Origin of the sequence: Achromobacter sp. Root170, from assembly GCF_001428165.1 — a bacterium.
GTDB classification, from domain to species: domain Bacteria; phylum Pseudomonadota; class Gammaproteobacteria; order Burkholderiales; family Burkholderiaceae_B; genus Achromobacter; species Achromobacter mucicolens.
Genome location: NZ_LMHN01000007.1, coordinates 50,921 through 75,902 on the forward strand (window position 1 = coordinate 50,921; position 24,982 = coordinate 75,902).

The window sequence follows — 24,982 nt, forward strand, 5'->3', positions numbered from 1 at the left end:
GAGTTTTCCCATGGCTTCCCCTCTGATTGAACTGCTCAAGCTGGACCATCCCATCATCCAGGCGCCCATGGCGGGCGGCGCCACCACGGTGGAACTGGTGGCCGAGGCATCGAAGGCGGGCGCCCTGGGATCGCTTGGGGCGGCTTACATGACGCCCGAACAGATCGAAGCGGCGGCCGCGGCGATCCGTGCGCGCACGGACCGCCCGTTCGCCATCAATCTGTTCGCGTCCGTGCCGCAGCAACCCATGGCGGGCAATGCGGACGCGATGCTGGCCCTGATGGCCCGCTACCACGAGCAACTGGGCCTGCCCGCCCCCGAGGCGCCCGGTCCGCAGACCGACCCGCTGGCGGGCCAGCTCGAGGCCATCCTGCGGATCCGTCCCGCCGTCCTGAGCTTCACCTTCGGCCGCCTGCCGGCCGAGGCGGTGGCCCGCTGCCGCGAGCTGGGCATCCTGACCGTGGGGACGGCCACCACCGTGCGCGAGGCCCAGACGCTGGAGCAGGACGGCGTGGACGCCATCGTGGCGCAAGGCGCCGAGGCGGGCGGCCACCGCGGCACCTTCCTGGATGCCTTCGAGGCGTCCCTGATCGGCACGATGGCCCTGGTGCCTCAGGTGGCCGACGCCGTCTCGGTGCCGGTCATTGCGTCGGGCGGCATCATGGACGGGCGCGGCATCGCGGCCGCCCTGGCGCTGGGCGCCGACCTGGTTCAAATGGGGACGGCCTTTCTCACGACGGACGAATCCGGCATCAGCGAGGCCTACAAGGCCGTCCTGCCCGCCTCCCGCGCTGAACAGTCGCGGGTCACCCGCGCCTTTTCCGGCCGCCCCGCGCGCGGCATCGCCAACGCCTTCATGCGGGACGCGGACGCCATCGGCGGCGACATCCTGCCGTATCCGCTGCAGAACGCGCTGACGCGCCCGATGCGCACGGCGGGCGGCAAGAGCGGCAACATCAACGTCCTGTCCCTGTGGGCCGGCCAGGGTGCGCCGCTGGCGCGGCGGGAATCGACGGCGGATTTGATTCAGCGGCTGGCCCGGGAAACCGCGGCGGCACGTGCACGTCACTGAAGGAACAAGGCGGGGCCGTTAAAAAAGGGTGTCTGACACCCGGGTCGGAGGCGTGTGCGCGGGGCTGGCGTTTCAGGGGTGTCAGACACCCGTGACGCCCAGCAAGATGGCAACAAGCCGCCCGCCGGATTGTCCGTGGAATTGAAAACACTGTTCCACGTGCGGCCGGTCCGATTGTGATTGCACAGCGTCGGGCTACAATGGCGCCTCGCCGCCGGGAGCCGACGCTTGAGCTCGTCCCCGGCATCTGAGTAACAGGGCGCTTCCCGACGCAGCCTGTCTTGCCCGCGCCGGCCAGGTTCTCCGGCCCGCTTGCCGGCAGGACAGCACGGCAAGCTCCGCCGCCGAAACTCCCTTTCGTTGCCCATGCCCGCTCAAACCAGCAGCACCCCGGAATTCGCCCTGCGCCTGGAAGGTGTGGCGCTTGGCTACGGTGATTTCACCGTCTTGCGCGATATTTCCATGGACGTCCGGGCGGGCCAGGTGGTGGCAGTCATGGGAGGGTCGGGCTCCGGCAAGACCACGCTGCTGCGCGCGGCCACCGGCCAGATCACCGCCCAGCAGGGCCGCGTCCTGGCGTTCGGCCAGGATATCGGCGCCGCCTCCCGCTCGGAAGTGCAAGCCCTGCGCAAGCGCATGGGCGTGCTGTTCCAGCAGGGCGCGCTGTTCACCGACCTGAACGTGTTCGAGAACGTGGCCTTTCCCCTGCGCGAGCACACGCGCCTGCCCGAGGCCGAACTCACCGACCGCGTGCTCGACAAGCTGGATGCCGTGGGCCTGCGCGCCGCCGCCCACCTGAAGGTCTCGGAAATCTCCGGCGGCATGGCCCGGCGCGTGGCGCTGGCCCGCGCCGTGGTCCTGGAACCCGAACTGATCCTGTACGACGAACCCTTCGCGGGGCTGGACCCGATCTCGCTGGGCATCACCGCCCGCCTGATCCGCAGCCTTGCCGACCGTCTGGGTTGCGCCTCGGTGCTGATCACCCACGACGTGCAGGAATCCTTTGCCATTGCCGACCAGGTCTACCTGGTGGGCCGCGGCCAACTCGCCGCCGCCGGCACGCCGCAGATGCTCGCGGCCTCGCCGGACCCCTACGTCCAGCAATTCCTGAAAGGCCAGCCGGACGGCCCGGTTGCATTCCAATATCCCGAAACTCCCGCCTTCCAGAAGTGGCTGTCGCAACAGAAAGGGCGCAAAGCATGAGCGGATCCAACAACGCCATCGCCGTGCTGGGCCAATGGGTGCGTTCCCACGTCGCCGGCATCGGCTATTTCACCCGGTTCTTCGGCGCCATGCTGGCGCGCAGCGGCATCGCGCTGTCCCGCCCGCGCCTGGTGTCGCAGCAGGTCCACTTCATCGGCAATTATTCGCTCCTGATCATTGCCGTCTCCGGCATGTTCGTGGGCTTCGTGCTGGGCCTGCAGGGCTACTACACGCTGAACCGCTACGGCTCCGAGGAGGCCCTGGGCCTGCTGGTGGCCCTGTCTCTGGTGCGCGAGCTGGGGCCGGTGGTCACCGCGCTGCTCTTTGCGGGCCGCGCCGGCACCTCGCTCACGGCCGAGATCGGCCTGATGAAAGCAGGTGAACAACTGTCGGCCATGGAAGTCATGGCCGTGGACCCGATACGCCGGGTGCTCGTGCCGCGCCTGTGGGGCGGCATCATCGCCATGCCCATCCTGGCCGCGGTGTTCTCCATGGTGGGCATCCTGGGCGGCTGGGTCGTGGGCGTGCTGCTCATCGGCGTGGACGCCGGCGCCTTCTGGTCGCAGATGCAGAACGGCGTCGATGTCTGGAAAGACGTCGCCAACGGCGTCATCAAGAGCGTCGTCTTCGGCGTCACGGTGACGCTGGTGGCGCTCTACGAAGGCTGGCAGGCCAAGCCCACCCCCGAAGGCGTTGCCCGCGCCACCACGCGCACCGTGGTCGTGGGCTCGCTGGCGGTGCTGGGGCTGGACTTCCTGCTCACCGCCTTGATGTTTGGAAATTGATACGGATCGATCATGTCACGCGAAAAAACCGACTTCTGGGTAGGCCTGTTTGTATTGCTCGGCGCGATCGCGCTTGGATTCCTGGCGTTGCGCGCCGGCAACTTGAGCACTTTTTCCTTTGCCCCGACCTATACCGTGACCGCCAACTTCGATAACGTAGGCGGCCTCAAGGTGCGCGCGCCGGTCAAGAGCGCCGGCGTGGTGGTGGGCCGGGTCACGAACATTTCCTTCGACGACAAGACCTTCCAGGCCATCGTTTCGGTCGATCTGGAAACGGCATACCAGTTCCCCAAGGACTCGTCGGCCGCCATCCTGACCTCGGGCCTCCTGGGCGAGCAATACCTGGGCCTGACCGCCGGAAGCGAGGAAGATAACTTTACCGACGGCGGAAAAATCCGCTATACACAAAGCGCCGTGGTCCTGGAGCAGCTGATCAGCCAATTCCTGTACGGGTCGGCGGAAAAGCAGGGCACGACCGCCGCGCCGGAAGGCGCTCCCAAGGCGCAGGATTAAAGGCCCGGCACAAACAAGCCGTTACTACGCTGCGTCTCGCGGTCGCGATAACAAAAGAATGTTGATAGGGATACCCGGATCATGAATAAAAAAGCTATTTCCCGAATTGCCACCGTCGCAGCGGCGGGCGCGCTGATGGCCGGCTGCGCCGCACCCAAGAATCCGGATCCGCGCGACCCCTGGGAAGGCTTCAACCGTGGCGTCTACCAGTTCAACGACACGGTTGACCGCGCGGTGTTCAAGCCGGTCGCGCAGGCCTACACGTTCGTGACGCCGCAGCCCGTGCGCAGCTGCATCCACAACATCTTCAGCAACGTCGGCGACCTGTGGTCCGGCACCAACAGCTTCCTGCAGGGCCGCGGCCACGACTTCGTGAACACGCTGGGCCGCTTCCTGTTCAACACGACCATGGGCGTGGGCGGCTGCTTCGACGTCGCCTCGGCCAATGGCGCGCGCAAGATCCCCAACGATTTCGGCACGACGCTCGGCGTCTGGGGCTTCAGCCAGGGTCCGTACCTGGTGCTGCCGTTCTTCGGCGCCTCCAGCGTGCGTGACGGCGTCGGCCTGGTCGGCGACCTGTACGGCACGACCTACGGCTACATGGGCGTGGACTCGATCGACAACGTCCGCCTGCGCAATTCGCTGTGGGGCCTGCGCATCGTCGACACGCGCGCCAACCTGCTCGACACGACCGACACCATCGACCGCGTGGCGCTGGACCCGTACAGCTTCGTGCGCGACGCCTTCCTGCAACGCCGCGCCGCCATGGTCCTGGGCCATCGCGTGGATGACGAAGGCTCGCTGCCCAACTACGAAGACGACGGCGACGACGCCCCCGCCGCACCCGCGCCGGCCCCCGTGCCTGCACCGCAACCCGCGAACAAGTAAGCTGTCGGATTGCGCTTTCGGTACTGAAGGAGATTTGATGCGATTTTCCGTTCCCTCCCTGTTGCAGCGGCTGATGTTCGCGGGCCTGCTGGGCTTGTCCGCCGCCACGGCCGCGTCGGCCGCACAAGCCAAGCCGGATCCCAATGGCCCGCCCGAACAATTCGTGCTGGCTGCCGCCAACGAGGCCCTGGATGTCTTGAAGGCTGACGGCGCGGTCCGGGCCGGCAACACCGCCCGCATCAACCAGGTCGTCGACCAGCACATCCTGCCGTACGTCAACTTCCAGAAGACGACGCGCCTGGCCGCCGGCCGCTACTGGCGCCAGGCCTCCGACCAGCAGAAAACGGCGCTGGCCGAGGCTTTTCGCGGCACGCTGATCCGCACGTACAGCGGCGCGCTGACCCGCGTCACGTCCAGCACCACCATCACCGGCCTGCCGTTCCGCGGCGATCCCAAGGCCGACGACGTGGTCGTGCGCACGCTGATCAGCCAGTCCAACAGCCAGCCGGTGGGCGTGGACTACCGCCTGGAAAAGACCCCGCAGGGCTGGAAGATCTACGACATGAACGTCGAAGGCATCTGGCTGATCGAGAACTACCGCAACCAGTTCGCCCAGCAGATCAACCAGAACGGCATCGACGGCCTGATCCAGGCGCTGAACCAGCGCAACAAGTAAAGACCCGTTCAGGCTCAGCTCGGCCCGGCGCGTCCCCTCGGGGGTCCGCCGGGCCGATTGTTTTTGGGGACGCAACAAGCGGGGCGTCCCTTTTGCCACCGGGGCCATCAGGGCTCCTGCCGCACCGCGCTTATATAATGGTCAATTCGCTCTTTCCGGGCCATCTCCCCCCGTCATGTCTGCCGTCAGCCTAGAAAACGTCTCCAAGATCTACTCGCCGCGCCAGCGCGGCTGGCAGAAACTGCTCGGGCGCGCGCCCCGGCCCGGCTTTCAGGCGCTGGACAACGTCAGCCTGAACATCGAGCACGGCGAGTTCTTCGGCCTGCTCGGTCCCAACGGCGCGGGCAAGACCACGCTCATCTCCATCCTGGCGGGCCTGGCGCACGCCACCTCGGGCCGCGCCACCGTCTGTGGTTACGACGTCGTGGCCGACTACAAGTCGGCGCGGCGGGCGCTGGGCGTCGTGCCGCAGGAATTGGTCTATGACCCGTTCTTTACCGTGCGCGAGACGCTGCGCATCCAGTCCGGGTACTTCGGCCTGCGCAAGAACGACGACTGGATCGACGAGATCCTGTTCAACCTGGGCCTGGCCGACAAGGCCAATTCCAACATGCGGGCACTGTCCGGCGGCATGAAGCGCCGGGTGCTGGTGGCGCAGGCGCTGGTGCACCGCCCGCCGGTCATCGTGCTGGACGAGCCGACCGCGGGCGTGGACGTGGACCTGCGCCGCACGCTGTGGGAGTTCATTTCGCGGCTGAACAAGGCCGGCCACACCATCATGCTCACCACGCACTACCTGGAAGAGGCCGAGGCGCTCTGTAATCGCATCGCCATGCTCAAGGGCGGGCGTGTCGTGGCGCTGGACACCACCCAGGCGCTGCTTGCCCGCGTGGGCGGCGTGGACCTGGAAGACGCCTTCGTGCGCATCATGCACCAGGACGACGAGCCCGGCGCGCGCGCCCTGCAACCCGAAGAGATCTCATCATGACCCAGCCCGCCACGCCTGCCGGCCAGCCGCTGGTGCAGCCCCGTCTGGACGCCGGCTCCGGCTTTCCGACCCTGCTGCGCAAGGAATTGCTGCGCTTCTGGAAGGTCAGCTTCCAGACCATCGCCGCGCCCGTCATCACCGCGCTGCTGTACCTGCTGGTCTTCGCGCACGTGCTGGAAGGGCGCGTCACGGTGTACGGCACCGTGCCCTACACGTCGTTCCTGATCCCCGGGCTCATGATGATGAGCATGCTGCAGAACGCGTTCGCCAATCCGTCCTCGTCGCTCATCCAGAGCCGCATCACCGGCAACCTGGTGTTCATGCTGCTGCCGCCGCTGTCGCACCGGGACATCTTCGGCGCCTACGTGCTGGCCGCGATCGCGCGGGGTCTGGCGGTCGGCCTGTGCGTGTGGGCCGTGGCGCTGTTCTTCGTGCCGCTGGCGCCCGCGCATCCGCTGTGGGTGCTGGTCTTTGCAGTGATGGCGTGCGGCATCATGGGCACACTGGGGCTGGTCGCGGGCCTGTGGTCCGAAAAATTCGACCAGCTCGCGGCCTTCCAGAACTTCCTGATCATGCCGGCCACCTTCCTGTCCGGCGTGTTCTATTCCATCCATACGCTGCCGCCGTTCTGGCAAAGCGTCTCGCACTGGAACCCCATCTTCTACACCATCGACGGATTCCGCTACGGATTCTTCTCGGTGTCGGACGTCTCGCCCTGGCACAGCCTGGCGGTAGTGACGGCGGTGTTCCTTGCGCTCTCCGCTTACGCGCTGCGGCTTCTGGCCAGCGGCTACAAACTCAGGAACTGACGTCCATGCTTCCCACTCCCGCGCAAGTCCGCCAATACATCGCTGACGGCCTGCCCTGTGAACATCTCGACGTGCAGGGCGACGGGTCGCATTTCGACGCCGTCATCGTCAGCACGGCCTTCGAAGGCAAGCGCCTGATCCAGCGCCACCAGCTCGTCTACGCCGCGCTGGGCGACCGCATGAAAGCCGAGATCCACGCCCTGTCGATGCGCACCCTGACCCCCGCCGAATACCAGAAAGCGGGCGAATGATGGACAAGCTTCGCATTACCGGCGGCGCGCGGCTGCATGGCGAGATCTCGATTTCCGGCGCCAAGAACTCGGCCCTGCCGATCCTGTGCGCGGGTCTGCTGACCGCCGATACGCTGGTTCTGTCCAATGTGCCGCGTCTGAACGACACCGGCACCATGCTGCGCCTGCTGGCCCGCATGGGCGTGCGCGCCGAACGCGCCGACGACGGCATCGTCACGCTGCAGGCCGGCAACGTCGACAGCCTGGAAGCGCCGTACGACCTGGTCAAGACGATGCGCGCCTCGATCCTGGTGCTGGGCCCGCTGGTCGCGCGGTTCGGCGAGGCCCGCGTCAGCCTGCCCGGCGGCTGCACCATCGGCCAGCGGCCGGTCGACCAGCACATCAAGGGCCTTGCCGCGCTGGGTGCTGAAATCAGCATCGAGCATGGCTTCGTGGTGGCGCGCGCCAAACGCCTGAAGGGCGCCTCCATCCGCACCGACATGGTCACGGTCACCGGCACGGAAAACCTGCTGATGGCCGCCGTGCTGGCCGAGGGCCGCACCGTGCTGGAAAACGCCGCGCGCGAGCCCGAAGTGGTGGACCTGGCGGAACTGCTCATCAAGATGGGCGCCCGCATCCAGGGCCACGGCACCGACCGCATCGTGATCGACGGCGTCGAGCGCCTGCACGGCGCAGAACACCGCGTCATCTCCGACCGCATCGAAGCCGGCACCTTCCTGTGCGCGGTGGGCGCGGCGGGCGGCGACATCCTGCTCAAGAACGCGGATGCCGACATCCTGGGCGCCACGCTGGACAAGCTGACCGAAGCGGGCCTGACCATCGAGACCGGTCCCGGCTGGATCCGCGGCGCGATGGACAAGCGCCCCAAGGCCGTGGGTTTCCGCACGCACGAATACCCGGGCTTTGCCACCGACATGCAGGCCCAGCTGATGGCGCTGAACACCGTGGCCGACGGCACGTCGGTCATCGTCGAGACCATCTTCGAGAACCGCTACATGCACGTGCAGGAACTGCGCCGCATGGGCGCCCAGATCGACATCGACGGCCACACCGCTGTCGTGCGCGGCGTGCCGCGCCTGTCGGGCGCAACGGTCATGGCGACCGACCTGCGCGCCTCGGCCAGCCTGGTCATCGCCGGCCTGGCCGCCGATGGCGATACGCTGGTCGACCGCATCTACCACCTGGATCGCGGCTACGATCAGATGGAAGTGAAACTGCGCGCCCTGGGCGCGGATATCCAACGAGTTACCGGCAAGGAACAGGCTCAATGAGCAATGCCTCCGTCACCCCCCTGACCCTGGCGCTGTCCAAGGGCCGCATCTTCGAAGAGACCATGCCGTTGCTGGCGGAAGCCGGCATCGAAGTCCCCGAGAACCCCGAAAGCTCGCGCAAGCTCATCCTGCCCACCAGCGATCCCGGCCTGCGCCTGATCATCGTGCGCGCCTCGGATGTGCCCACCTACGTGCAGTACGGCGCGGCCGACCTGGGCATCGCGGGCAAGGACGTGCTGATCGAGCACGCCAAGGAACAGCCCGGCGGCCTGTACCAGCCCATCGACCTGAACATCGCCAAGTGCCGCCTGGCCGTGGCCGTGCGCAACGGCTTTGACTACGACGCCGCGGTCCACCAGGGCGCGCGTCTGCGCGTGGCCACCAAGTACGTGCAGTCAGCCCGTGAACACTTCGCGGCCAAGGGTGTGTACGTGGACATCATCAAGCTGTATGGTTCGATGGAACTGGCGCCGCTCGTCGGCCTGGCCGATTGCATCGTCGACCTGGTGTCCACCGGCGGCACGCTGCGCGCCAACGACCTGGTCGCCGTGGAAGACGTCATGCCGATCTCGTCGCGCCTGATCGTCAACCAGGCCGCCCTGAAAACCCGCGGCGACCGCCTGCAGCCGCTGCTGGATGCCTTCGCAAGAGCGGCCTCCCGCAACGTCTGACTCCCGCCCGCCGCGCCCGGCGCGGCGGCCGATACCGTTACCTGCTTTGCTCCATGACGCCATGGCCCTGATCAATCGTCTCGACTCCCGCGATCCCGGATTCAAATCCGCCCTGTCCAAGCTGCTGGCCTTCGAGGCCACCGAGGACGAATCCATCGACCGCGCCGCCGCCAGCATCCTGGCCGACGTGCGCACCCGCGGCGACGCCGCGCTGGTGGAATACACGCAGCGGTTCGACCGCATGCCGGACGCGGCAGCGCATACGCTGGAGATCCCCAAGGCCGATTGGCATGCGGCCCTGGCCGGGCTGCCGGCCGCGCAGCGCAATGCGCTGGAAGCCGCCGCCGACCGCGTGCGCGCCTACCACGAGCGCCAGCGCGCCGAGACCTGGACCTACACCGAAGCCGACGGCACGCTGCTTGGCCAGCAGGTCACGCCGCTGGACCGCGTGGGCCTGTACGTGCCCGGCGGCAAGGCCGCGTATCCGTCGTCCGTGCTGATGAACGCCATTCCGGCCAAGGTCGCGGGCGTGCAGGAATTGGTCATGGTCACGCCCACGCCGGACGGCGTGCGCAATCCCATCGTGCTGGCCGCCGCCGCCATCGGCGGCGTGGACCGCGTGTTCGCCATCGGCGGCGCGCAGGCCGTGGGTGCGCTGGCCTATGGCACCGACACCGTGCCGGCCGTGGACAAGATCGTCGGCCCGGGCAATGCCTACGTCGCGGCCGCCAAGCGCCGCGTGTTCGGCGTGGTCGGCATCGACATGATCGCCGGCCCCAGCGAAATCCTGGTCATCTGCGACGGCAAGACGCCGGCCGACTGGATCGCGATGGACCTGTTCTCGCAGGCCGAGCACGACGAGCTCGCCCAGTCCATCCTGCTCTGTCCCGACGCCGCCTTCATCGAAGAAGTCGAAGCGGCCATCGCCCGCCTCCTGCCCACCATGCCGCGCGCCGACATCCTGCGCGTCAGCCTGGCCAACCGCGGCGCGCTGATCCTGGTGCGTGACCTGGAAGAAGCCTGCCAGATCGCCAACGACATCGCCCCCGAGCATTTGGAAATCTCCACCGAGCAGCCCGAGGTCTGGACCGCCCGCATCCGCCACGCCGGCGCCATCTTCATGGGCCGCTTCAGCTCGGAAGCCCTGGGCGACTACTGCGCCGGCCCGAACCACGTGCTGCCCACCTCGCGCACGGCGCGCTTCTCGTCGCCGCTGGGCGTGTATGACTTCCAGAAGCGTTCCAGCCTGATCCAGGTCTCGCACGCCGGCGCCCAGACGCTGGGCCGAATCGCCGCCGAACTGGCGCTGGGCGAGGGCTTGCAGGCGCATGCCGCAAGCGCCCAGTACCGGGTCGACAAGGCATGAGCGCGGGACCGGCGGACGTCGCCGGCCGCGTCAAAGGCACCGTCCGCGCCGACATCCGCGAGCTGGCGGCGTACCCCGTCGCCCATGCCGAAGGCTGCATCAAGCTGGACGCCATGGAATGCCCGTACGAGCTGCCCGAAGCCGTGCGCGACGACATTGCGCGCGCCGTCCGCGACACGCCGCTGAACCGCTATCCGTCCGCGGACCTGTCGGCGCTTGAGGCCGCCGTCAAGACGGCCTTTGGCGTACCGGACGCCGCAGACGTGTTGTTCGGCAACGGCTCGGACGAGCTCATCCACCTGATGGTCCAGGCGTGCTGCAATCCGGGCGACGTGGTGCTGTCGCCCTGGCCGTCGTTCGTGTATTTCGACATGGCCGCGCGTTTTGACCACGCGCGTTTCGTGGGCGTGCCGCTGACCGATGACCTGACCCTGGACCTGCCGGCCATGCTGGCAGCCATCGGCCAGCATCAGCCAAAGCTCGTGTTCCTGGCCACCCCCAACAACCCCACCGGCGGCCTGTGGTCGCCGGAAGACGTGAACGCCATCATCCAGGCCGCGCCCGGACTGGTGGTGATCGACGAGGCCTACCAGCCGTTCGCGGACTACACCTGGATGCCGCGCGTGCTGGAGGCGCCCAACGTGGTCGTCATGCGCACCGTGTCCAAGATCGGCCTGGCCGGGCTGCGCTTTGGCTACCTGGCCGGCGATCCGGCCTGGATCGCCGAGCTGAACAAGGTGCGCCCGCCCTACAACCTGAACGTGCTGACGCAGGTCACGCTGCAGGCCGTGCTGCGGCACAAGGCCGTGCTGGACGAACAGGCGGCCCGGCTGCGCGCCGACCGCGAGCCATTGGCCGCGGCGCTGGCGCAATTGCCCGGCGTCAGGGTATTCCCTTCCGCGGCCAATTTCATTCTGGCCCGCTTTTCCGGCAAGCTCGATGGCAACGCCGTGCATCTTGCCCTGAAAACGCGCAAAATATTGATTCGCAACTTCTCCAATGCCCACCCGCTGCTGGCCAACTGCCTGCGCATCTCGGTGGGCGCCCCGGCCGAGAACGCCGCCTTGCTATCCGCCCTGCAAGAGATCTTGAGTGCTTAACATGCGTACCGCAGAAATCACCCGCAACACCAACGAAACCCGCATCCGCGTGGCCATCAACCTGGATGGCACCGGCAAGCAGACGATCGACACGGGCGTGCCCTTCCTGGATCACATGCTGGACCAGATCGCGCGTCACGGCCTGATCGACCTGGACATCAAGGCCGAGGGCGACCTGCATATCGACGCGCATCACACGGTGGAAGACGTGGGCATCACGCTGGGCATGGCCATCGCCAAGGCCGCGGGCACCAAGGCCGGCCTGCGCCGCTACGGTCACGCTTACGTGCCGCTGGACGAAGCGCTATCGCGCGTGGTGGTGGACTTCTCCGGCCGTCCCGGCCTGGAATATCACATCCCGTTCACGCGCTCGCACATCGGCAGCTTCGATGTGGACCTCACGCGCGAATTCTTCCAGGGCCTGGTCAATCACGCGCTGATCACGATGCACATCGACAACCTGCGCGGCTTCAACTCGCACCATCAGGCGGAAACCGTGTTCAAGGCCTGTGGCCGCGCGCTGCGCATGGCGCTGGAAGTCGACCCGCGCATGGGCGACGTCGTGCCGTCCACCAAGGGCGTGCTGTAAGGTACGCAACCCAGGCAAGCCATCCCCTTCGCACCGCACCAGGCAGACAGAAGTGACCACTATCGCCATCGTCGACTATGGAATGGGCAATTTCCATTCCGTCGCACGCGCCCTGAAATACGCCGCGCCTGACGCCGACATCCGCATCTGCAACCAGCCCCAGGAAATCGCCGCCGCCGACCGCGTGGTGTTTCCGGGCCAGGGCGCGATGGCGGACTGCATGCGCACCCTGAACGAATCCGGACTGCGCGACGCCGTCGTGCGCGCCGCCCGCGAAAAGCCCCTGCTGGGCGTCTGCGTGGGCGAACAGATGCTGTTCGACGCCAGCGAAGAAGGCGCCACCACCTGCCTGGGCCTGTTCCCGGGCGTCGTGCGCCGCTTTTCCGGCCCCGGCTTTGCCGACCTGATCCCCGCCGACGACGAAGCCTGCCTGACCGACACGGGCGCGGCAGGTCTGGCGGACACCCGCCCCGAGCGCCTGAAGGTGCCGCACATGGGCTGGAACAAGGTCCGCCACACCCGGTCTCACCCGATCTGGGAAGGCATTCCGGACGACTCGCACTTCTATTTCGTCCATAGTTATTACGCCGATCCGGCCGATCCGGGCCTGACGGTTGGTGAAACCGATTATGGCGTCACCTTTACCTGCGCGGTGGCGGCAGCTAACATTTTCGCGGTGCAGTTCCACCCCGAAAAGAGCGCCGAGCACGGTTTGCGCCTGTATCGCAATTTTGTAGACTGGCAGCCGTAGGCCCCGAGCCCCGTGCGCCAGCCCGTTCAACCCCATTTTTTTTCTCGCTGCCAACCATGCTGCTGATCCCCGCCATCGATCTCAAAGACGGGCGTTGCGTGCGCCTGCGCCAGGGTGACCTGGACGATGCAACGGTGTTCTCCGAAGACCCCGCCGCCATGGCCACCCGCTGGCTTGACCAGGGCGCCCGCCGCCTGCATCTGGTCGACCTGAACGGCGCCGTCGCCGGCAAGCCCAAGAACGAAGCGCCCATCAAGGCGATCCTGGACGCCGTCGGCGACGACATTCCCGTCCAGATCGGCGGGGGCATCCGTGACCTGGACACCATCGAGCGCTACCTCGACGCCGGCATCTCCTACGTCATCATCGGTACGGCCGCCGTCAAGAATCCGGGCTTCCTGCAGGACGCCTGCGGCGCTTTCCCCGGCCAGATCATCGTCGGCCTGGACGCCCGCGACGGCAAGATCGCCACCGATGGCTGGAGCAAGCTGACCCGCCACGACGTGCTGGATCTGGCCAAGAAGTTCGAAGACTACGGCTGCGAAGCCATCATCTACACCGACATCGGCCGTGACGGCATGCTGTCGGGCGTCAACGTCGAAGCCACCGTACGCCTGGCCCAGCACGTGCGCATTCCCGTGTACGCCTCGGGCGGCATCGCCGGCATCCACGACATCGAGGCGCTGTGCGCCGTCGAGGAAGAGGGTGTCGAAGGCGCCATCCTGGGCCGCAGCATCTACGAAGGCACGCTCGACTTCCAGGCCGCGCAGGCGCGCGCCGACGAATTGGCAAAATGACCACATCCAGCAGCACCCCTGGGGCCGGCGCGACCATGCACAACGCGCTGACCCGCCGCATCATTCCCTGCCTTGACGTCACGGCCGGCCGCGTCGTCAAGGGCGTGAACTTCGTCAACCTGCTCGACGCGGGCGACCCCGTCGAGATCGCCCGCCGCTACAACGAGCAGGGCGCCGACGAACTCACGTTCCTGGACATCACCGCCACCAGCGACGGCCGCGACCTGATCCTGCCCATCATCGAGCAGGTGGCCTCGCAGGTCTTCATTCCGCTGACGGTGGGCGGCGGCGTGCGCCAGGTGTCCGACATCCAGCGTCTGCTGAACGCCGGCGCCGACAAGATCAGCATCAACAGCGCCGCAGTGGCCAATCCCGACCTGGTTCGCGCAGCCTCGGACTACCACGGCTCGCAATGCGTGGTCGTGGCCATCGACGCCCGCCGCGTCTCCGCGGCCGGCGAACCGGCGCGCTGGGAAGTCTTCACGCACGGCGGCCGCAAGGCCACCGGCCTGGACGCCGTGGCGTGGGCGCGCCGCATGGCCGCTTATGGCGCGGGCGAAATCCTGCTCACCAGCATGGACCGCGATGGCACCAAGTCCGGCTTCGACCTGGAACTGACCCGCACCGTCTCGGACGCGGTACCGGTGCCCGTCATTGCCTCCGGCGGCGTCGGCAACCTGCAGCATCTGGCCGACGGCGTCACCACCGGCCGCGCCAGCGCGGTGCTGGCCGCCAGCATCTTCCATTTTGGCCAGCATACCGTCGGCGAGTGCAAGCGCTTCATGGCCGAACAGGGCATCGCCGTACGATTGGACTAAACATGAGCAACGAACCTGCCTGGATGGCCGACGTCGTCTTCGACGAAAACGGCCTGATCCCCGCCATCGCCCAAGACGCCGAAAACGGCCAGATCATGATGGTCGCCTGGATGAACCGCGAATCGCTGGCCGAAACGGCCGCCACCGGCCGCGCGGTCTATTGGTCGCGCTCGCGCAAGCGTCTGTGGCGCAAGGGCGAAGAATCCGGCCATGTCCAGGAAGTGCATGAACTGCGCCTGGATTGCGACGGCGACGTGGTCCTCCTGAAGGTCCACCAGCAAGGCGGCATCGCCTGCCACACCGGCCGCGCCAGCTGCTTTTTCCGCCGCCTGGAAGGCCAGACCGACCATGCGTCGTGGGTCACGGTCGATCCGGTGCTCAAAGACCCGGAACTCATCTACAAATGACCGATCAGACCCTGACCGCCGCCGACATCCTGGCGCGCATCGCAGACACGCTGGAAACGCGCCGCCCGCAAAATGGCGGCGATCCCCAGGCTTCCTACACGGCCAAGCTGCTGGCCAAGGGCCCCGATGCCTTTTTGAAGAAGATCGGGGAAGAAGCCACGGAACTGGTCATGGCCGCCAAGGATGGCGCGCCCGACCGCATCGTCAGCGAAACCGCCGATTTGTGGTTCCACTGCCTGGTGGCGCTGACGCATTTCAATCTGCGGCCTGAAGACGTGCTGGCCGAGCTGGCACGCCGCGAGGGCCTGTCGGGCCTGGTGGAAAAGGCAAGCCGCCCGAAGGACTGACCACGGAAACCAAACCCATGAGCGACAACTGCCTTTTCTGCAAGATCGCCGCCGGCGACATCCCGTCCAAGAAGGTCTACGAGGACGAGGACTTTGTTGCATTTCACGATATCAATCCGGCCGCGCCGGTCCATTTACTGCTGATTCCTCGACGTCATGTCACATCCATGCAGGATATTACGGGCGAGGACGCAGATTGGTTGGGTAGAATGATGTCGTTGGCGCCGCGGCTTGCCGCCGAAAACGGTTGCCGTCCGGGCCCCGATGGCGGATTTCGCATCATGATCAACTCTGGCGTCGAAGGCGGCCAGGAAGTCCCGCATCTGCATTTCCACATCATCGGCGGCTCGCGTCCCTGGAAAGGGCGCGTGGCCCCCACTGCGTAATTCGGAGAATCATCATGGGTAGTTTCAGCATTTGGCATTGGTTGGTCGTCCTGGTCATCGTCGCGCTGATTTTCGGCACCAAGAAGCTGCGCAACATCGGCGGCGATCTGGGTGGCGCGGTCAAGGGTTTCAAGGACGGCATGAAGGAAGCCAACAGCGACAAGCCCGCCGAACCGGTCACGCAGCAGCGCGTTGCCGGCGACACCATCGACGTGCAGGCCAAGGAAAAGTCCAACTCCTGAGCGTCAGCCAGTCTCCCTCCGGGCCAGCCCTGAACGGGCCGGCCCTTATTGCTTCAATTCCCGAGCGGCCGTCGAATGTTTGATGTCAGCCTCACTGAACTGATGGTGATCGGCGTCGTCGCCCTGATCGTCATCGGCCCCGAACGCCTGCCCAAGGTTGCCCGCACCGTCGGTCACCTGCTGGGCCGCGCGCAGCGTTACGTCAATGACGTCAAGTCCGATATTCAGCGCGAAATCGAACTCGACGAACTCCGCAAGTTCAAGACTGAAATGGAAGACGCGGCCCAGGGCGTGCAGCAATCGCTGAACGAGACCGGCGCCTCGCTGCAGGAACCCGTGCAGCAGTTCCGAGCCGAATTGGACGAAGTCGCCCGCGAAGCCAGCGGCAAGGCCGCTCCCGCCTCACCGGCCACGGCGACTGCCACGCAAACGCCCGCCGCGGACACGCCCGCCGAACCCGCTCGCACGATCGCCCCGCCCAGCCAGAACCACAATCTGGACCTGGACCTGCCTGCCGCCGAGCCTCAACCCGTGCCCAACGCCGACCCGCGCCCGGCCGCCCCCCAACAACAACCCGCCCCGGCGCCCAGCGCGACCGCGGCTGACGTCGCCGCGCCTGCCGCCAAGCCCGTCTCGCCCTCCGGAACTTCGTCGTGACCCAGGACGCAACTCAAGAAGAAGGCCAGCAAGAGACCTTCATCTCCCATCTGGTCGAGCTGCGCACCCGTCTGCTGCGCGCTGTCGGCGCCGTGGTGGCGGTGTTCATCGTGCTCTTCATCTATCCCGGCGCGTCGGCCATCTACGACGTGCTGGCCGCGCCCATGCTGGCCTCGCTGCCCGAAGGCACCCGCATGATCGCGACCGGCGTCATCACGCCGTTCATGGTGCCCGTCAAGGTCACGATGATGGCCGCGTTCATCCTGGCGCTGCCGGTGGTGCTGTATCAGGCCTGGGCCTTCGTGGCCCCCGGGCTGTACCGGCACGAAAAGCGCCTGGCGCTGCCGCTCATCGTTTCCAGCACGTTTCTCTTCATCGCGGGCATGGCGTTCTGCTATTTCGTGGTGTTTCGCACGGTGTTCCACTTCATCGCCACGTTCGCGCCGCAGTCCATCACGCCGGCGCCGGACATCGAGGCCTATCTCAGCTTCGTCATGACGATGTTCCTGGCGTTCGGCATCACGTTCGAAGTGCCGGTAGCGGTCGTGCTGCTGGTCAAGATGGGCGTGGTCGAGCTCTCCAAGCTGAAGGCCGCGCGCGGCTACGTGGTGGTGGGCGCCTTCATCATCGCCGCCGTGGTCACCCCGCCCGACGTGGTCAGCCAGTTCATGCTGGCCGTGCCGCTTTGCCTGCTGTACGAGGTCGGCCTGATCTGCGCCCGCATGGTCACACCCAAGGAAAGCGCGTCGGAGGACGACGCAGCGTCGGACTCCCTGACCGAACGCCACTGACCCCGGGCGCACAGCCACCAAGACGGTCCGCATAAAAGCGGACCGTTTTACCTTGTCGGCCTCTGACCGCAGTCCTACATTGCAGTCATGTCGCTTTCTCAAAGACTGCGCACCCTCATGCGGTGGCGCGGCATCCATAGCCAGAACCAGCTTGCGCGCCTGTCGGGCGTGCCGCAGTCCTGCATTCATCGCATCCTTACCCGCGAAGACCGCTATTCGCCCGCCCGCAATACGCTCGTGCGCCTGGCGCACGCCCTGGGCACCAGCGTGCCGTGGCTGACAGATGGCGTGGTGCCCGCCGCCGCGCCCGGGGCCCACCCCGCGCCCCGGCTGCCAGACGCCGCAGCCAATGGCGTCGATGGCTACTGCGCCGAAATCTGCGCGCGGCTTGCGCCGCAACCCGACAGCACCAAGCGGCTGATCCTGGCCCTGGTGCGCGAACTGTCTGACAAGCCCGGCACCGGCATCAGCCCCGGCGCCGCCCGTGCGGCGGCGCGTAAATGCGCCTAGCGTGGCTTGCCCGGTCGTGTACCCACCACCACCGCCAGCTCCGCGGGCTTGCCGCCGCGCAAAATGCCCAGCGCGGCCCGCTGGCCGGGCGGCAACTGCGCAATCTCCGATAGCAGGCTGGTCGTGTCCGCCACCCGCTTGCCATTGACCGACTGCACGATGTCGCCCACGCGCAAGCCGCCGCGCGCACCCGGACCATCGCGCATGACGCCGGCGATGATCACCCCCGTCGTGTCGCGCGGCAACGCAAAGGCCCGCGCCAGTTCCGGCGTCACGTCCTGCGGCTCCACACCCAGCCACCCGCGCTTGACCGAGCCGGTCTTGACGATATCGTCCATCACCTTGCGCGCGATCTCGATCGGCGTCGCAAACCCGATGCCCATCGACCCGCCGGATTCCGAATAGATGGCGGTATTGATGCCCACCAGGTTGCCGTAGGCGTCCACCAGCGCGCCGCCCGAATTGCCGGGGTTGATCGCCGCGTCGGTCTGGATGAAGTTCTCGTAGGTATTCAGGCCCAGGCCATTGCGGCCAAGCGCCGACACGATGCCCTGCGTGGTCGTTTGTCCCACGCCGAACGGATTGCCGATCGCCAGCACCACGTCGCCCACTCGCAGGCCCTTGTCGGACGCCAGCGTCGCGGCCGGCAGCTCGCGCAGGCTGGACAACTTGAGCACCGCCAGGTCCGTGTCCGGATCCGCGCCCACGACCTTGGCCGTGTCGCGCCGCCCGTCGCGCAGCGCCACCTCGATGGCGTCCGCGGCCTGCACCACGTGGTAGTTGGTCAGCACGTAGCCGTCCGCGTTCACGATCACGCCCGAGCCCAGGCTGGTCGAGGCCTCCCGGCGGCTCACGCCCGGCATCTGTCCAAACAGCTGGCGCAGCACCGGGTCATCGGGCAGCGGGATCAACGGCACGTTCACGTGTTTGGTGGTGAATACGTTCACCACCGAGGGCGCCGCCTTCGCCACGCCGTCCGCGTACGACACCGCGCCTACGTCGCCGGCGGGCGCGCGCACGGGCGCCGCGGTGGCCGGCAGGACCGCGCCGGGCCCGTTCACCCGCAGCAGGTCGGGCCGCAACGTCGTCACCACGAATAGAATACCCAGGCAGACCGTGACGGCCTGAGCGAAGATCAGCCAATATCGGCGCATGTTTCTGATAGGACTAGCAATGAATAAAGTGGACTCCCGCGTCCTGGCCAGCTGGCTGGACGACACCCTGCAGGCGGCCCGTTTCAAGGACTACTGTCCCAACGGGATGCAGGTGGAAGGCCGATCCGAGGTCGGACACATTATCACCGGTGTGACGGCCAGCGAAGCATTGCTGCGCGCCGCCGTCGAACGCGGCGCGGATGCGGTGCTGGTGCATCACGGCTGGATGTGGCGCAACGAAGACCGCCGCGTCATCGGCACTCGTCGCACCCGCATGGCTCTGACGCTGAAGAACGACCTGAATCTGTACGCCTACCATCTGCCGCTGGATGCGCACCCCACGCTGGGCAACAACGCGCAGCTGGCGCGTGTGCTGGGCCTGTCCCCCGCGCGGCGCGACGATGGTGCGCCCCTGACCTGCGGCCAGGACGGGCTGATCTGGCTAGGCGAGGCCAGCGGCCTGACGACCCTGGGCCAGTTGGGCGAGCGCGTGGCGCAACGCCTGGGCCGCCCGCCGCTCGTCGTGGGCGATCCGGACCAGCCGCTGGCGACCATCGCCTGGTGCACGGGCGGCGCCCAGGGCATGATGGCCGACGCCGTGGATGCGGGCGCAAGCGTCTACATCACCGGCGAAGTGTCCGAATCCACGGTGCACCTGGCGCGTGAAACCGGCGTTGGCTTCATCGCGGCCGGCCACCACGCCACCGAACGCTACGGCGTCCAGGCGCTGGGACAGGCCGTGGCCGAGCGCTTCGGCGTCAAGGTCGAATTCGTGGATATCGACAATCCCGCCTGACCCTGCCGCCCTGGCAAGAAACAAAAGCGTCCCATCAGGGACGCTTTTTCATTTACGGCCGCTTGAGCAGGTCGCGGATTTCGCGCAGCAGGGCGACGTCTTCCGGCGTCTTGGCCGGCGCCGGCGCTTCCTCCTGCTTGTTGCGGGCCTTGTAGATGGCCTTGACCATCCAGAAGATCACGAACGCCAGCAGGACGAAATTGATGATGATGGTGACGAAGTTGCCCCACGCAAACACATTGGCGCCGGCCTTGGTCAGATCTGCGTAGGTCATCGGACCCGAATAGCCCTCGGGCATCGACAGGACGAGGAATTTATTCGAGAAATCGACCGATCCGCCCAGGATGAAATTGACGAGCGGCATGATGATGTCCCGCACCAGCGAGTCGACGATCCTGCCGAAGGCCGCGCCGATAATGACACCGACGGCCAGATCGACCGCGTTGCCCTTGACCGCGAAATCTCGAAACTCTTTGACGAAACCAGTCGATTTGCTCATAAATCCGCTCCATTCGTGATACGCCTGGGGTAGGCTGGCCTATAATACGCGGTTGCTATGTTGTTACATATTCCCGCGAACCCGATGCCGCAGAAGTGATGCTACTCGTTGAGCGGGCGCATCAACAAGGATAGGAAGATGAGTCAGGATACGCTGGTGCATGACGATGACGGTGCGGTTGATCCCAACCTGCCACCTGATCCTTCGCGACGTTTCTGGGTTACCACCGCCTGTGCTGTGGGCGGCGTAGCAGGTGTCGCAACGGCAGTGCCGCTTGTGAGCACGTTTTCTCCCTCTGAAAAAGCCCGCGCGGCCGGGGCGCCCGTTGAGGTGGATGTCGGCGACATTCCCGTCGGCGCCATGAAAACGGTCGAATGGCGCGGCAAACCGGTGTGGATCATCCACCGCTCGCCCGAGCAGCTCGCCGGTCTGAAAGCGCTGGACCCCCTGCTTGCCGACCCGCAATCCAAGCGGCCCGGCTTCACCCCTCCCTATGCCGAAAACGAAGCCCGCTCGCGCAAGCCCGAGCTCTTCGTCTGCGTCGGCATCTGCACGCACCTGGGTTGCTCGCCCACCGCGCACTTCGAAACGGGTGGCGGCGGCGGTCTGGGCGCGGATTGGCAAGGCGGATTCCTCTGTCCCTGCCACGGCTCCACGTTCGACCTGGCTGGCCGGGTCTTCAAGAACAAGCCTGCCCCCGATAATCTCGAAGTTCCGCCGTACCAGTACCTCAGCGACACCCGCATCATCGTGGGCGTCGATGAAGACAACAAGGCCTGACGCTCGCGTCGCGCTTTTTTCCCGATCTACGTAAGTAAAAACAATACGCCACGTATTAGAGAAGGAGCCGTTACATGGCTGGCGAGAAAACCGTCGAGACGACAGGCCTGTTGGGCTGGCTGGACCGGCGCTTTCCGGTGACCTCCACCTGGAAAGCCCATCTGTCCGAGTATTACGCACCCAAGAATTTCAACTTCTGGTATTTCTTTGGCTCGCTGGCGCTTCTGGTGCTGGTGCTGCAGATCGTGACCGGCATCTTCCTGGTCATGCACTACAAGCCGGACGCCGAGCGCGCGTTCCAGTCCGTCGAATACATCATGCGCGAGGTCCCGTGGGGCTGGCTGGTGCGCTACATGCACTCGACCGGCGCCTCGATGTTCTTCGTCGTGGTTTACCTGCACATGCTGCGCGGCCTGCTTTACGGTTCGTACCGCAAGCCACGCGAACTGGTGTGGATCTTCGGCGTTGCGATCTTCCTCTGTCTGATGGCCGAAGCGTTCTTCGGCTACCTGCTGCCCTGGGGCCAGATGTCGTACTGGGGCGCCCAGGTGATCGTGAACCTGTTCGCGGCCATCCCGTTCATCGGCCCTGAACTGTCCATCTGGATCCGCGGCGACTACGTCGTGTCCGACGCCACGCTGAACCGCTTCTTCGCCTTCCACGTCATCGCCATTCCGCTGGTGCTGATCGGCCTGGTTGCCGCGCACCTGGTGGCGCTGCACGAAGTCGGCTCCAACAACCCGGACGGCGTCGAGATCAAGCAGGGCCCGAAGGACAAGTACGGTCGCCCGAAAGACGGCATCCCGTTCCATCCGTTCTACTCGGTGCATGACCTGGTGGGCGTGGCGGGCTTCCTGCTGGTGTTCGCGGCCATCGTGTTCTTCGCGCCGGAAATGGGCGGGTACTTCCTCGAGTTCAACAACTTCATTCCCGCTGACTCGCTGAAGACGCCTCCGCACATTGCGCCGGTCTGGTACTTCACGCCGTTCTACTCGATGCTCCGTGCCACCACCGATGAATTCACGTGGGTGCTGGCGGGCGCGTCGGTGCTGGGCGCCATCGTGCTGTTTGCCAAGAGCAACCTGAAGGGCTTCATGCGCATCGCCGTCCCCGGCATCCTGATCGTCGTCGCCGTGCTTCTGCGCGTCATCGACGCCAAGTTCTGGGGTGTGGTGGCCATGGGCGGCACGGTCGTCATCCTGTTCTTCCTGCCCTGGCTGGATCATTCGCCGGTCAAGTCCATCCGCTACCGCCCCACGTGGCACAAGTGGATCTACGGCATCTTCATGGTCAACTTCCTGGTGCTTGGCTACATCGGTACGCAGCCGCCCAGTCCGCCGTTGAACCTGACGTCGCAGATCGGCACGCTCCTGTACCTGGCCTTCTTCTTCCTGATGCCGGTATGGAGCCGCCTGGGCACCTTCAAGCAAGTGCCCGACCGCGTCACGTTCCACGCCCACTGAGCCAACGAGAATAACGGACTAACCATGATCAAGAAGCTGATTGGTGCCGTGGCCTTGATGCTCACGTGTACCGCTACCTTTGCCGCCGGAGGCGGCTATCCGCTGGACAAGGCGCCTTACCGCGTCAACGACATGGCGTCGCTGCAAAACGGCGCCAAGCTGTTCGTCAATTACTGCCTGAACTGTCATAGCGCATCCTCGATGCGCTACAACAAGCTCCGGGACATCGGCCTGACCGACGAACAGATCAAGACAAGCCTGCTGTTCACCGGCGAAAAGATTGGCGACATGATGCACGTCGCCATGACGCCGAAGGACGCCAAGGCCTGGTTTGGCACGACGCCCCCGGACTTGTCCGTGATCGCCCGCGCCAAATCCGTGAACGCCGGCCCCTCGGGATCCGACTATCTGTACACCTACCTGCGCACCTTCTACCGCGACACGTCGCGCGCCACGGGCTGGAACAACCTGGTCTTCCCGTCGGTCGGCATGCCGCATGCCCTCTGGCAGGAACAGGGCCCGCGCGAGCTGACCACGGTCGCTGTCCACGAGGTCGAAGGCAAGGACGGCGCCCCCAAATCCTGGGAACGCGTCACAACGGTGTACGATGCACAGGGTTTTGCCACGGTGAAGGCCGAGCCGTTAGCCAATCACCATGGCCATGCCACCTTCGATGCCAAATTCAAGGCCGCCAACCCGGCCCAAACCGCAACATACGACAACGACGTCGCTGATCTGACCGCATTCATGTCCTGGATGGCCGAGCCCGTCCAGACACTGCGTGTCCGCATCGGCGTCGGCGTCATGTTGTTCCTGCTCCTGTTCTTCTTTGTTACGTGGCGCCTGAATGCCTCGTACTGGAAACACGTGCGCTAACCGTAACGCCCCGCCAGGTTCCCCAGCCACCCCGTCTATCGGGGACGGAAGAGGCGGATAGGGCCGTACGCCTATCCTGCCTGGCAATTGGGGCCAGCGCCTGCTAGATTTAGGCGCTGGCCTTTCGTTTTTCAATAAAGGACTTACCGCCATGATGGTGCTCTATTCCGGAACCACGTGTCCGTTTTCGCAACGCTGCCGCTTCGTGTTGTTCGAAAAGGGTATGGATTTCGAGATCCGCGACATCGACCTGTACAACAAGCCCGAAGACATCTCGGTGATGAACCCGTACGGTCAAGTGCCCATTCTGGTCGAACGCGACCTGGTTCTGTACGAGTCGAACATCATCAACGAGTACATCGACGAGCGCTTCCCGCACCCGCAGCTCATGCCCGCCGACCCGGTCATGCGCGCCCGCACGCGTCTGTTCCTCTACAACTTCGAGAAGGAACTCTTCGTTCACGTCTCGACGCTGGAAGACCGCAGCGCCAAGCCCGACGAAAAGAAGCTCGCCAACGCTCGCCAGAACATCCGCGATCGCCTGGCCCAGCTGGCCCCGATGCTGCTCAAGAACAAGTACATGCTGGGCGAGGAATTCTCCATGCTCGACGTGGCCGTGGCACCGCTGCTCTGGCGCCTGGACCACTACGGCATCGAACTGCCCAAGAATGCGGCTCCGCTGCAAAAGTACGCCGAACGCATCTTCTCGCGCCCGGCCTACATCGAAGCGCTGACGCCTTCGGAAAAAGTGATGCGTCGCTAAGGCTGGTTGTGTAATGGGTGAAACTTCGACCAAACCGTATCTGATCCGCGCACTGCACGAATGGTGCACTGATAACGGCTACACGCCGTACATCACCGTGCAGGTCGACGAGCACACCATGGTGCCCGTCGCCCACGTGCGCGACGGCCAGATCACGCTGAACGTAGGCACGCTGGCCACCAACCGTCTGGTGCTGGGCAACGAATTCATTGAATTCCAGGCCCGCTTCAGCGGCGTGACCGAAAACGTCTACGTTCCCGTGGGCGCCGTCAGCGCCATCTATGCGCGCGAAACCGGCGCCGGCATGGGCTTCGAGGTCCAGCCCTACGAGCCGCCCGAAGCCGGCGCCCAGGGCGCCTCGCCGGCCCCTACCGCCCCGGAAGGCTCTGACGTCAATCCCGCCCCTGGCGACGACGACGGCGACGACGACGAACCCAAGCGCCCGCGCCTGACCATCGTCAAATAACGACCCCACGAGAGGGGCTGCATTTTTTTCATTACAATGCAGTCCCTGCGCGTGCCCCGGCACGCATCGCCGGTGTAGCTCAGTTGGTAGAGCAGCTCACTTGTAATGAGAAGGTCGAGGGTTCGATTCCTTTCACCGGCACCAGAGAAATACCCCAGCAAAAAGGCCGATTCCTTGTGGATCGGCTTTTTTTTGCAGTGTGACCCGTCCTGGAATTGGTTGACACCTTTTTGAGAGAAAAAAGGAGAGTCAATTGGAATCAAGGATCAAGCGAACCCAGCGGGACTACAGTCTGGC

32 protein-coding genes and 1 tRNA gene are annotated in these 24,982 nt (G+C 65.7%); 31 read left to right on the top strand and 2 right to left on the bottom strand.

Annotation, left to right across the window (positions count from 1 at the left end; genetic code table 11):
• Positions 1-10 precede the first annotated feature (10 nt).
• The 24 genes from ASD87_RS09495 to ASD87_RS09610 all read left to right on the top strand — a co-directional run bounded on the left by ASD87_RS09495 (position 11) and on the right by ASD87_RS09610 (position 17,888).
• A complete protein-coding gene (locus ASD87_RS09495; RefSeq protein ID WP_056320364.1) occupies positions 11-1,072 on the top strand; it encodes a nitronate monooxygenase family protein in 1,062 nt (353 codons plus the stop codon).
• Positions 1,073-1,438: 366 nt separating this feature from the next.
• Positions 1,439-2,275 (top strand): ABC transporter ATP-binding protein, encoded by an 837-nt coding sequence (locus ASD87_RS09500; protein ID WP_056320366.1) that lies wholly within the window; start codon positions 1,439-1,441, stop codon positions 2,273-2,275.
• Positions 2,272-3,060: a lipid asymmetry maintenance ABC transporter permease subunit MlaE gene (gene mlaE / locus ASD87_RS09505; RefSeq protein WP_056320369.1), complete on the top strand. Its 789-nt coding sequence runs from the start codon at positions 2,272-2,274 to the stop codon at positions 3,058-3,060. Before ASD87_RS09500 ends, mlaE begins: the two co-directional genes overlap by 4 nt.
• Before the next feature lie 12 nt (positions 3,061-3,072).
• Positions 3,073-3,573, top strand: a complete 501-nt coding sequence (gene mlaD, locus ASD87_RS09510; RefSeq protein WP_056320371.1) for an outer membrane lipid asymmetry maintenance protein MlaD — start codon at positions 3,073-3,075, stop codon at positions 3,571-3,573.
• An 81-nt stretch (positions 3,574-3,654) separates the two neighbouring features.
• Positions 3,655-4,461 (top strand): VacJ family lipoprotein, encoded by an 807-nt coding sequence (locus ASD87_RS09515; RefSeq protein ID WP_056320374.1) that lies wholly within the window; start codon positions 3,655-3,657, stop codon positions 4,459-4,461.
• A 37-nt stretch (positions 4,462-4,498) separates the two neighbouring features.
• On the top strand, positions 4,499-5,137 hold the full coding sequence (locus tag ASD87_RS09520) for a phospholipid-binding protein MlaC (protein ID WP_056320376.1): 639 nt from the start codon (positions 4,499-4,501) through the stop codon (positions 5,135-5,137).
• A gap of 175 nt (positions 5,138-5,312) precedes the next feature.
• Positions 5,313-6,125, top strand: a complete 813-nt coding sequence (locus ASD87_RS09525) for an ABC transporter ATP-binding protein (protein ID WP_056320378.1) — start codon at positions 5,313-5,315, stop codon at positions 6,123-6,125.
• Complete coding sequence (locus tag ASD87_RS09530; protein ID WP_056320380.1) at positions 6,122-6,934, top strand: ABC transporter permease; 813 nt, start codon at positions 6,122-6,124, stop codon at positions 6,932-6,934. The genes ASD87_RS09525 and ASD87_RS09530 overlap by 4 nt, the downstream gene beginning before the upstream one ends.
• A gap of 5 nt (positions 6,935-6,939) precedes the next feature.
• Positions 6,940-7,185 (top strand): BolA family protein, encoded by a 246-nt coding sequence (locus ASD87_RS09535; RefSeq protein WP_056320382.1) that lies wholly within the window; start codon positions 6,940-6,942, stop codon positions 7,183-7,185.
• Positions 7,185-8,456, top strand: a complete 1,272-nt coding sequence (murA, locus tag ASD87_RS09540) for a UDP-N-acetylglucosamine 1-carboxyvinyltransferase (RefSeq protein ID WP_056320441.1) — start codon at positions 7,185-7,187, stop codon at positions 8,454-8,456. The genes ASD87_RS09535 and murA overlap by 1 nt, the downstream gene beginning before the upstream one ends.
• Positions 8,453-9,127, top strand: a complete 675-nt coding sequence (gene hisG / locus ASD87_RS09545; protein WP_056320385.1) for an ATP phosphoribosyltransferase — start codon at positions 8,453-8,455, stop codon at positions 9,125-9,127. The genes murA and hisG overlap by 4 nt, the downstream gene beginning before the upstream one ends.
• Before the next feature lie 61 nt (positions 9,128-9,188).
• Positions 9,189-10,493 carry a histidinol dehydrogenase gene (hisD, locus tag ASD87_RS09550; protein ID WP_056320387.1) on the top strand — a complete coding sequence of 435 codons (1,305 nt, stop codon included), beginning with the start codon at positions 9,189-9,191 and terminating at the stop codon, positions 10,491-10,493.
• A complete protein-coding gene (gene hisC / locus ASD87_RS09555; RefSeq protein WP_056320389.1) occupies positions 10,490-11,593 on the top strand; it encodes a histidinol-phosphate transaminase in 1,104 nt (367 codons plus the stop codon). The genes hisD and hisC overlap by 4 nt, the downstream gene beginning before the upstream one ends.
• A gap of 1 nt (position 11,594) precedes the next feature.
• The gene (gene hisB, locus ASD87_RS09560) at positions 11,595-12,182 is read left to right on the top strand and encodes an imidazoleglycerol-phosphate dehydratase HisB (RefSeq protein WP_008160445.1); all 588 of its coding nucleotides are present in this window, start codon (positions 11,595-11,597) and stop codon (positions 12,180-12,182) included.
• 52 nt (positions 12,183-12,234) lie between these two features.
• A complete protein-coding gene (gene hisH, locus ASD87_RS09565) occupies positions 12,235-12,933 on the top strand; it encodes an imidazole glycerol phosphate synthase subunit HisH (RefSeq protein WP_056320391.1) in 699 nt (232 codons plus the stop codon).
• Between the two features lie 56 nt (positions 12,934-12,989).
• On the top strand, positions 12,990-13,730 hold the full coding sequence (gene hisA, locus ASD87_RS09570) for a 1-(5-phosphoribosyl)-5-[(5-phosphoribosylamino)methylideneamino]imidazole-4-carboxamide isomerase (protein WP_056320394.1): 741 nt from the start codon (positions 12,990-12,992) through the stop codon (positions 13,728-13,730).
• Positions 13,727-14,548 carry an imidazole glycerol phosphate synthase subunit HisF gene (gene hisF, locus ASD87_RS09575; RefSeq protein ID WP_056320396.1) on the top strand — a complete coding sequence of 274 codons (822 nt, stop codon included), beginning with the start codon at positions 13,727-13,729 and terminating at the stop codon, positions 14,546-14,548. The genes hisA and hisF overlap by 4 nt, the downstream gene beginning before the upstream one ends.
• A 2-nt stretch (positions 14,549-14,550) precedes the next feature.
• Entirely contained in the window at positions 14,551-14,955 is a 405-nt protein-coding gene (gene hisI / locus ASD87_RS09580; protein ID WP_056320398.1) for a phosphoribosyl-AMP cyclohydrolase, read from the top strand.
• Positions 14,952-15,302: a phosphoribosyl-ATP diphosphatase gene (locus ASD87_RS09585; protein WP_056320399.1), complete on the top strand. Its 351-nt coding sequence runs from the start codon at positions 14,952-14,954 to the stop codon at positions 15,300-15,302. The genes hisI and ASD87_RS09585 overlap by 4 nt, the downstream gene beginning before the upstream one ends.
• Positions 15,303-15,319: 17 nt before the next feature.
• Positions 15,320-15,688 carry a histidine triad nucleotide-binding protein gene (locus ASD87_RS09590; protein ID WP_056320402.1) on the top strand — a complete coding sequence of 123 codons (369 nt, stop codon included), beginning with the start codon at positions 15,320-15,322 and terminating at the stop codon, positions 15,686-15,688.
• A 14-nt stretch (positions 15,689-15,702) separates the two neighbouring features.
• Positions 15,703-15,930 (top strand): Sec-independent protein translocase subunit TatA, encoded by a 228-nt coding sequence (gene tatA, locus ASD87_RS09595; protein WP_056320404.1) that lies wholly within the window; start codon positions 15,703-15,705, stop codon positions 15,928-15,930.
• 75 nt (positions 15,931-16,005) lie between these two features.
• Entirely contained in the window at positions 16,006-16,587 is a 582-nt protein-coding gene (gene tatB / locus ASD87_RS09600) for a Sec-independent protein translocase protein TatB (RefSeq protein ID WP_056320407.1), read from the top strand.
• On the top strand, positions 16,584-17,378 hold the full coding sequence (tatC, locus tag ASD87_RS09605) for a twin-arginine translocase subunit TatC (RefSeq protein ID WP_056320409.1): 795 nt from the start codon (positions 16,584-16,586) through the stop codon (positions 17,376-17,378). Before tatB ends, tatC begins: the two co-directional genes overlap by 4 nt.
• Positions 17,379-17,465: 87 nt before the next feature.
• Positions 17,466-17,888 carry a helix-turn-helix domain-containing protein gene (locus ASD87_RS09610; protein ID WP_056320412.1) on the top strand — a complete coding sequence of 141 codons (423 nt, stop codon included), beginning with the start codon at positions 17,466-17,468 and terminating at the stop codon, positions 17,886-17,888.
• On the opposite strand, the gene ASD87_RS09615 is transcribed toward ASD87_RS09610, so the two are convergent.
• Positions 17,885-19,042 carry a trypsin-like peptidase domain-containing protein gene (locus ASD87_RS09615; RefSeq protein WP_056320414.1) on the bottom strand — a complete coding sequence of 386 codons (1,158 nt, stop codon included), beginning with the start codon at positions 19,040-19,042 and terminating at the stop codon, positions 17,885-17,887. The two genes, ASD87_RS09610 and ASD87_RS09615, sit on opposite strands and share 4 nt — an antisense overlap.
• A 19-nt stretch (positions 19,043-19,061) precedes the next feature.
• Between ASD87_RS09615 and ASD87_RS09620 the strand changes: the two genes are divergently transcribed.
• A complete protein-coding gene (locus ASD87_RS09620; protein WP_056320416.1) occupies positions 19,062-19,838 on the top strand; it encodes a Nif3-like dinuclear metal center hexameric protein in 777 nt (258 codons plus the stop codon).
• A 52-nt stretch (positions 19,839-19,890) separates the two neighbouring features.
• On the opposite strand, the gene mscL is transcribed toward ASD87_RS09620, so the two are convergent.
• The gene (mscL, locus tag ASD87_RS09625) at positions 19,891-20,337 is read right to left on the bottom strand and encodes a large conductance mechanosensitive channel protein MscL (protein ID WP_056320419.1); all 447 of its coding nucleotides are present in this window, start codon (positions 20,335-20,337) and stop codon (positions 19,891-19,893) included.
• Between the two features lie 138 nt (positions 20,338-20,475).
• Here mscL and petA point away from each other — a divergent pair, with 138 nt between their 5' ends.
• From petA to ASD87_RS09655, 6 genes are all read left to right on the top strand, one after another.
• Entirely contained in the window at positions 20,476-21,117 is a 642-nt protein-coding gene (petA, locus tag ASD87_RS09630) for a ubiquinol-cytochrome c reductase iron-sulfur subunit (protein WP_056320422.1), read from the top strand.
• Positions 21,118-21,191: 74 nt separating this feature from the next.
• Positions 21,192-22,580 (top strand): cytochrome bc complex cytochrome b subunit, encoded by a 1,389-nt coding sequence (locus ASD87_RS09635; RefSeq protein ID WP_056320424.1) that lies wholly within the window; start codon positions 21,192-21,194, stop codon positions 22,578-22,580.
• 24 nt (positions 22,581-22,604) lie between these two features.
• Positions 22,605-23,456, top strand: coding sequence for a cytochrome c1 (locus tag ASD87_RS09640; RefSeq protein ID WP_056320427.1), 852 nt, complete (start codon positions 22,605-22,607; stop codon positions 23,454-23,456).
• A 151-nt stretch (positions 23,457-23,607) separates the two neighbouring features.
• Positions 23,608-24,219: a glutathione S-transferase N-terminal domain-containing protein gene (locus ASD87_RS09645; RefSeq protein WP_006388039.1), complete on the top strand. Its 612-nt coding sequence runs from the start codon at positions 23,608-23,610 to the stop codon at positions 24,217-24,219.
• Positions 24,220-24,232: 13 nt separating this feature from the next.
• The gene (locus ASD87_RS09650; RefSeq protein WP_056320429.1) at positions 24,233-24,685 is read left to right on the top strand and encodes a ClpXP protease specificity-enhancing factor; all 453 of its coding nucleotides are present in this window, start codon (positions 24,233-24,235) and stop codon (positions 24,683-24,685) included.
• A gap of 68 nt (positions 24,686-24,753) precedes the next feature.
• A tRNA-Thr gene (locus ASD87_RS09655) sits at positions 24,754-24,829 on the top strand.
• The last annotated feature ends 153 nt before the right edge of the window (positions 24,830-24,982 follow it).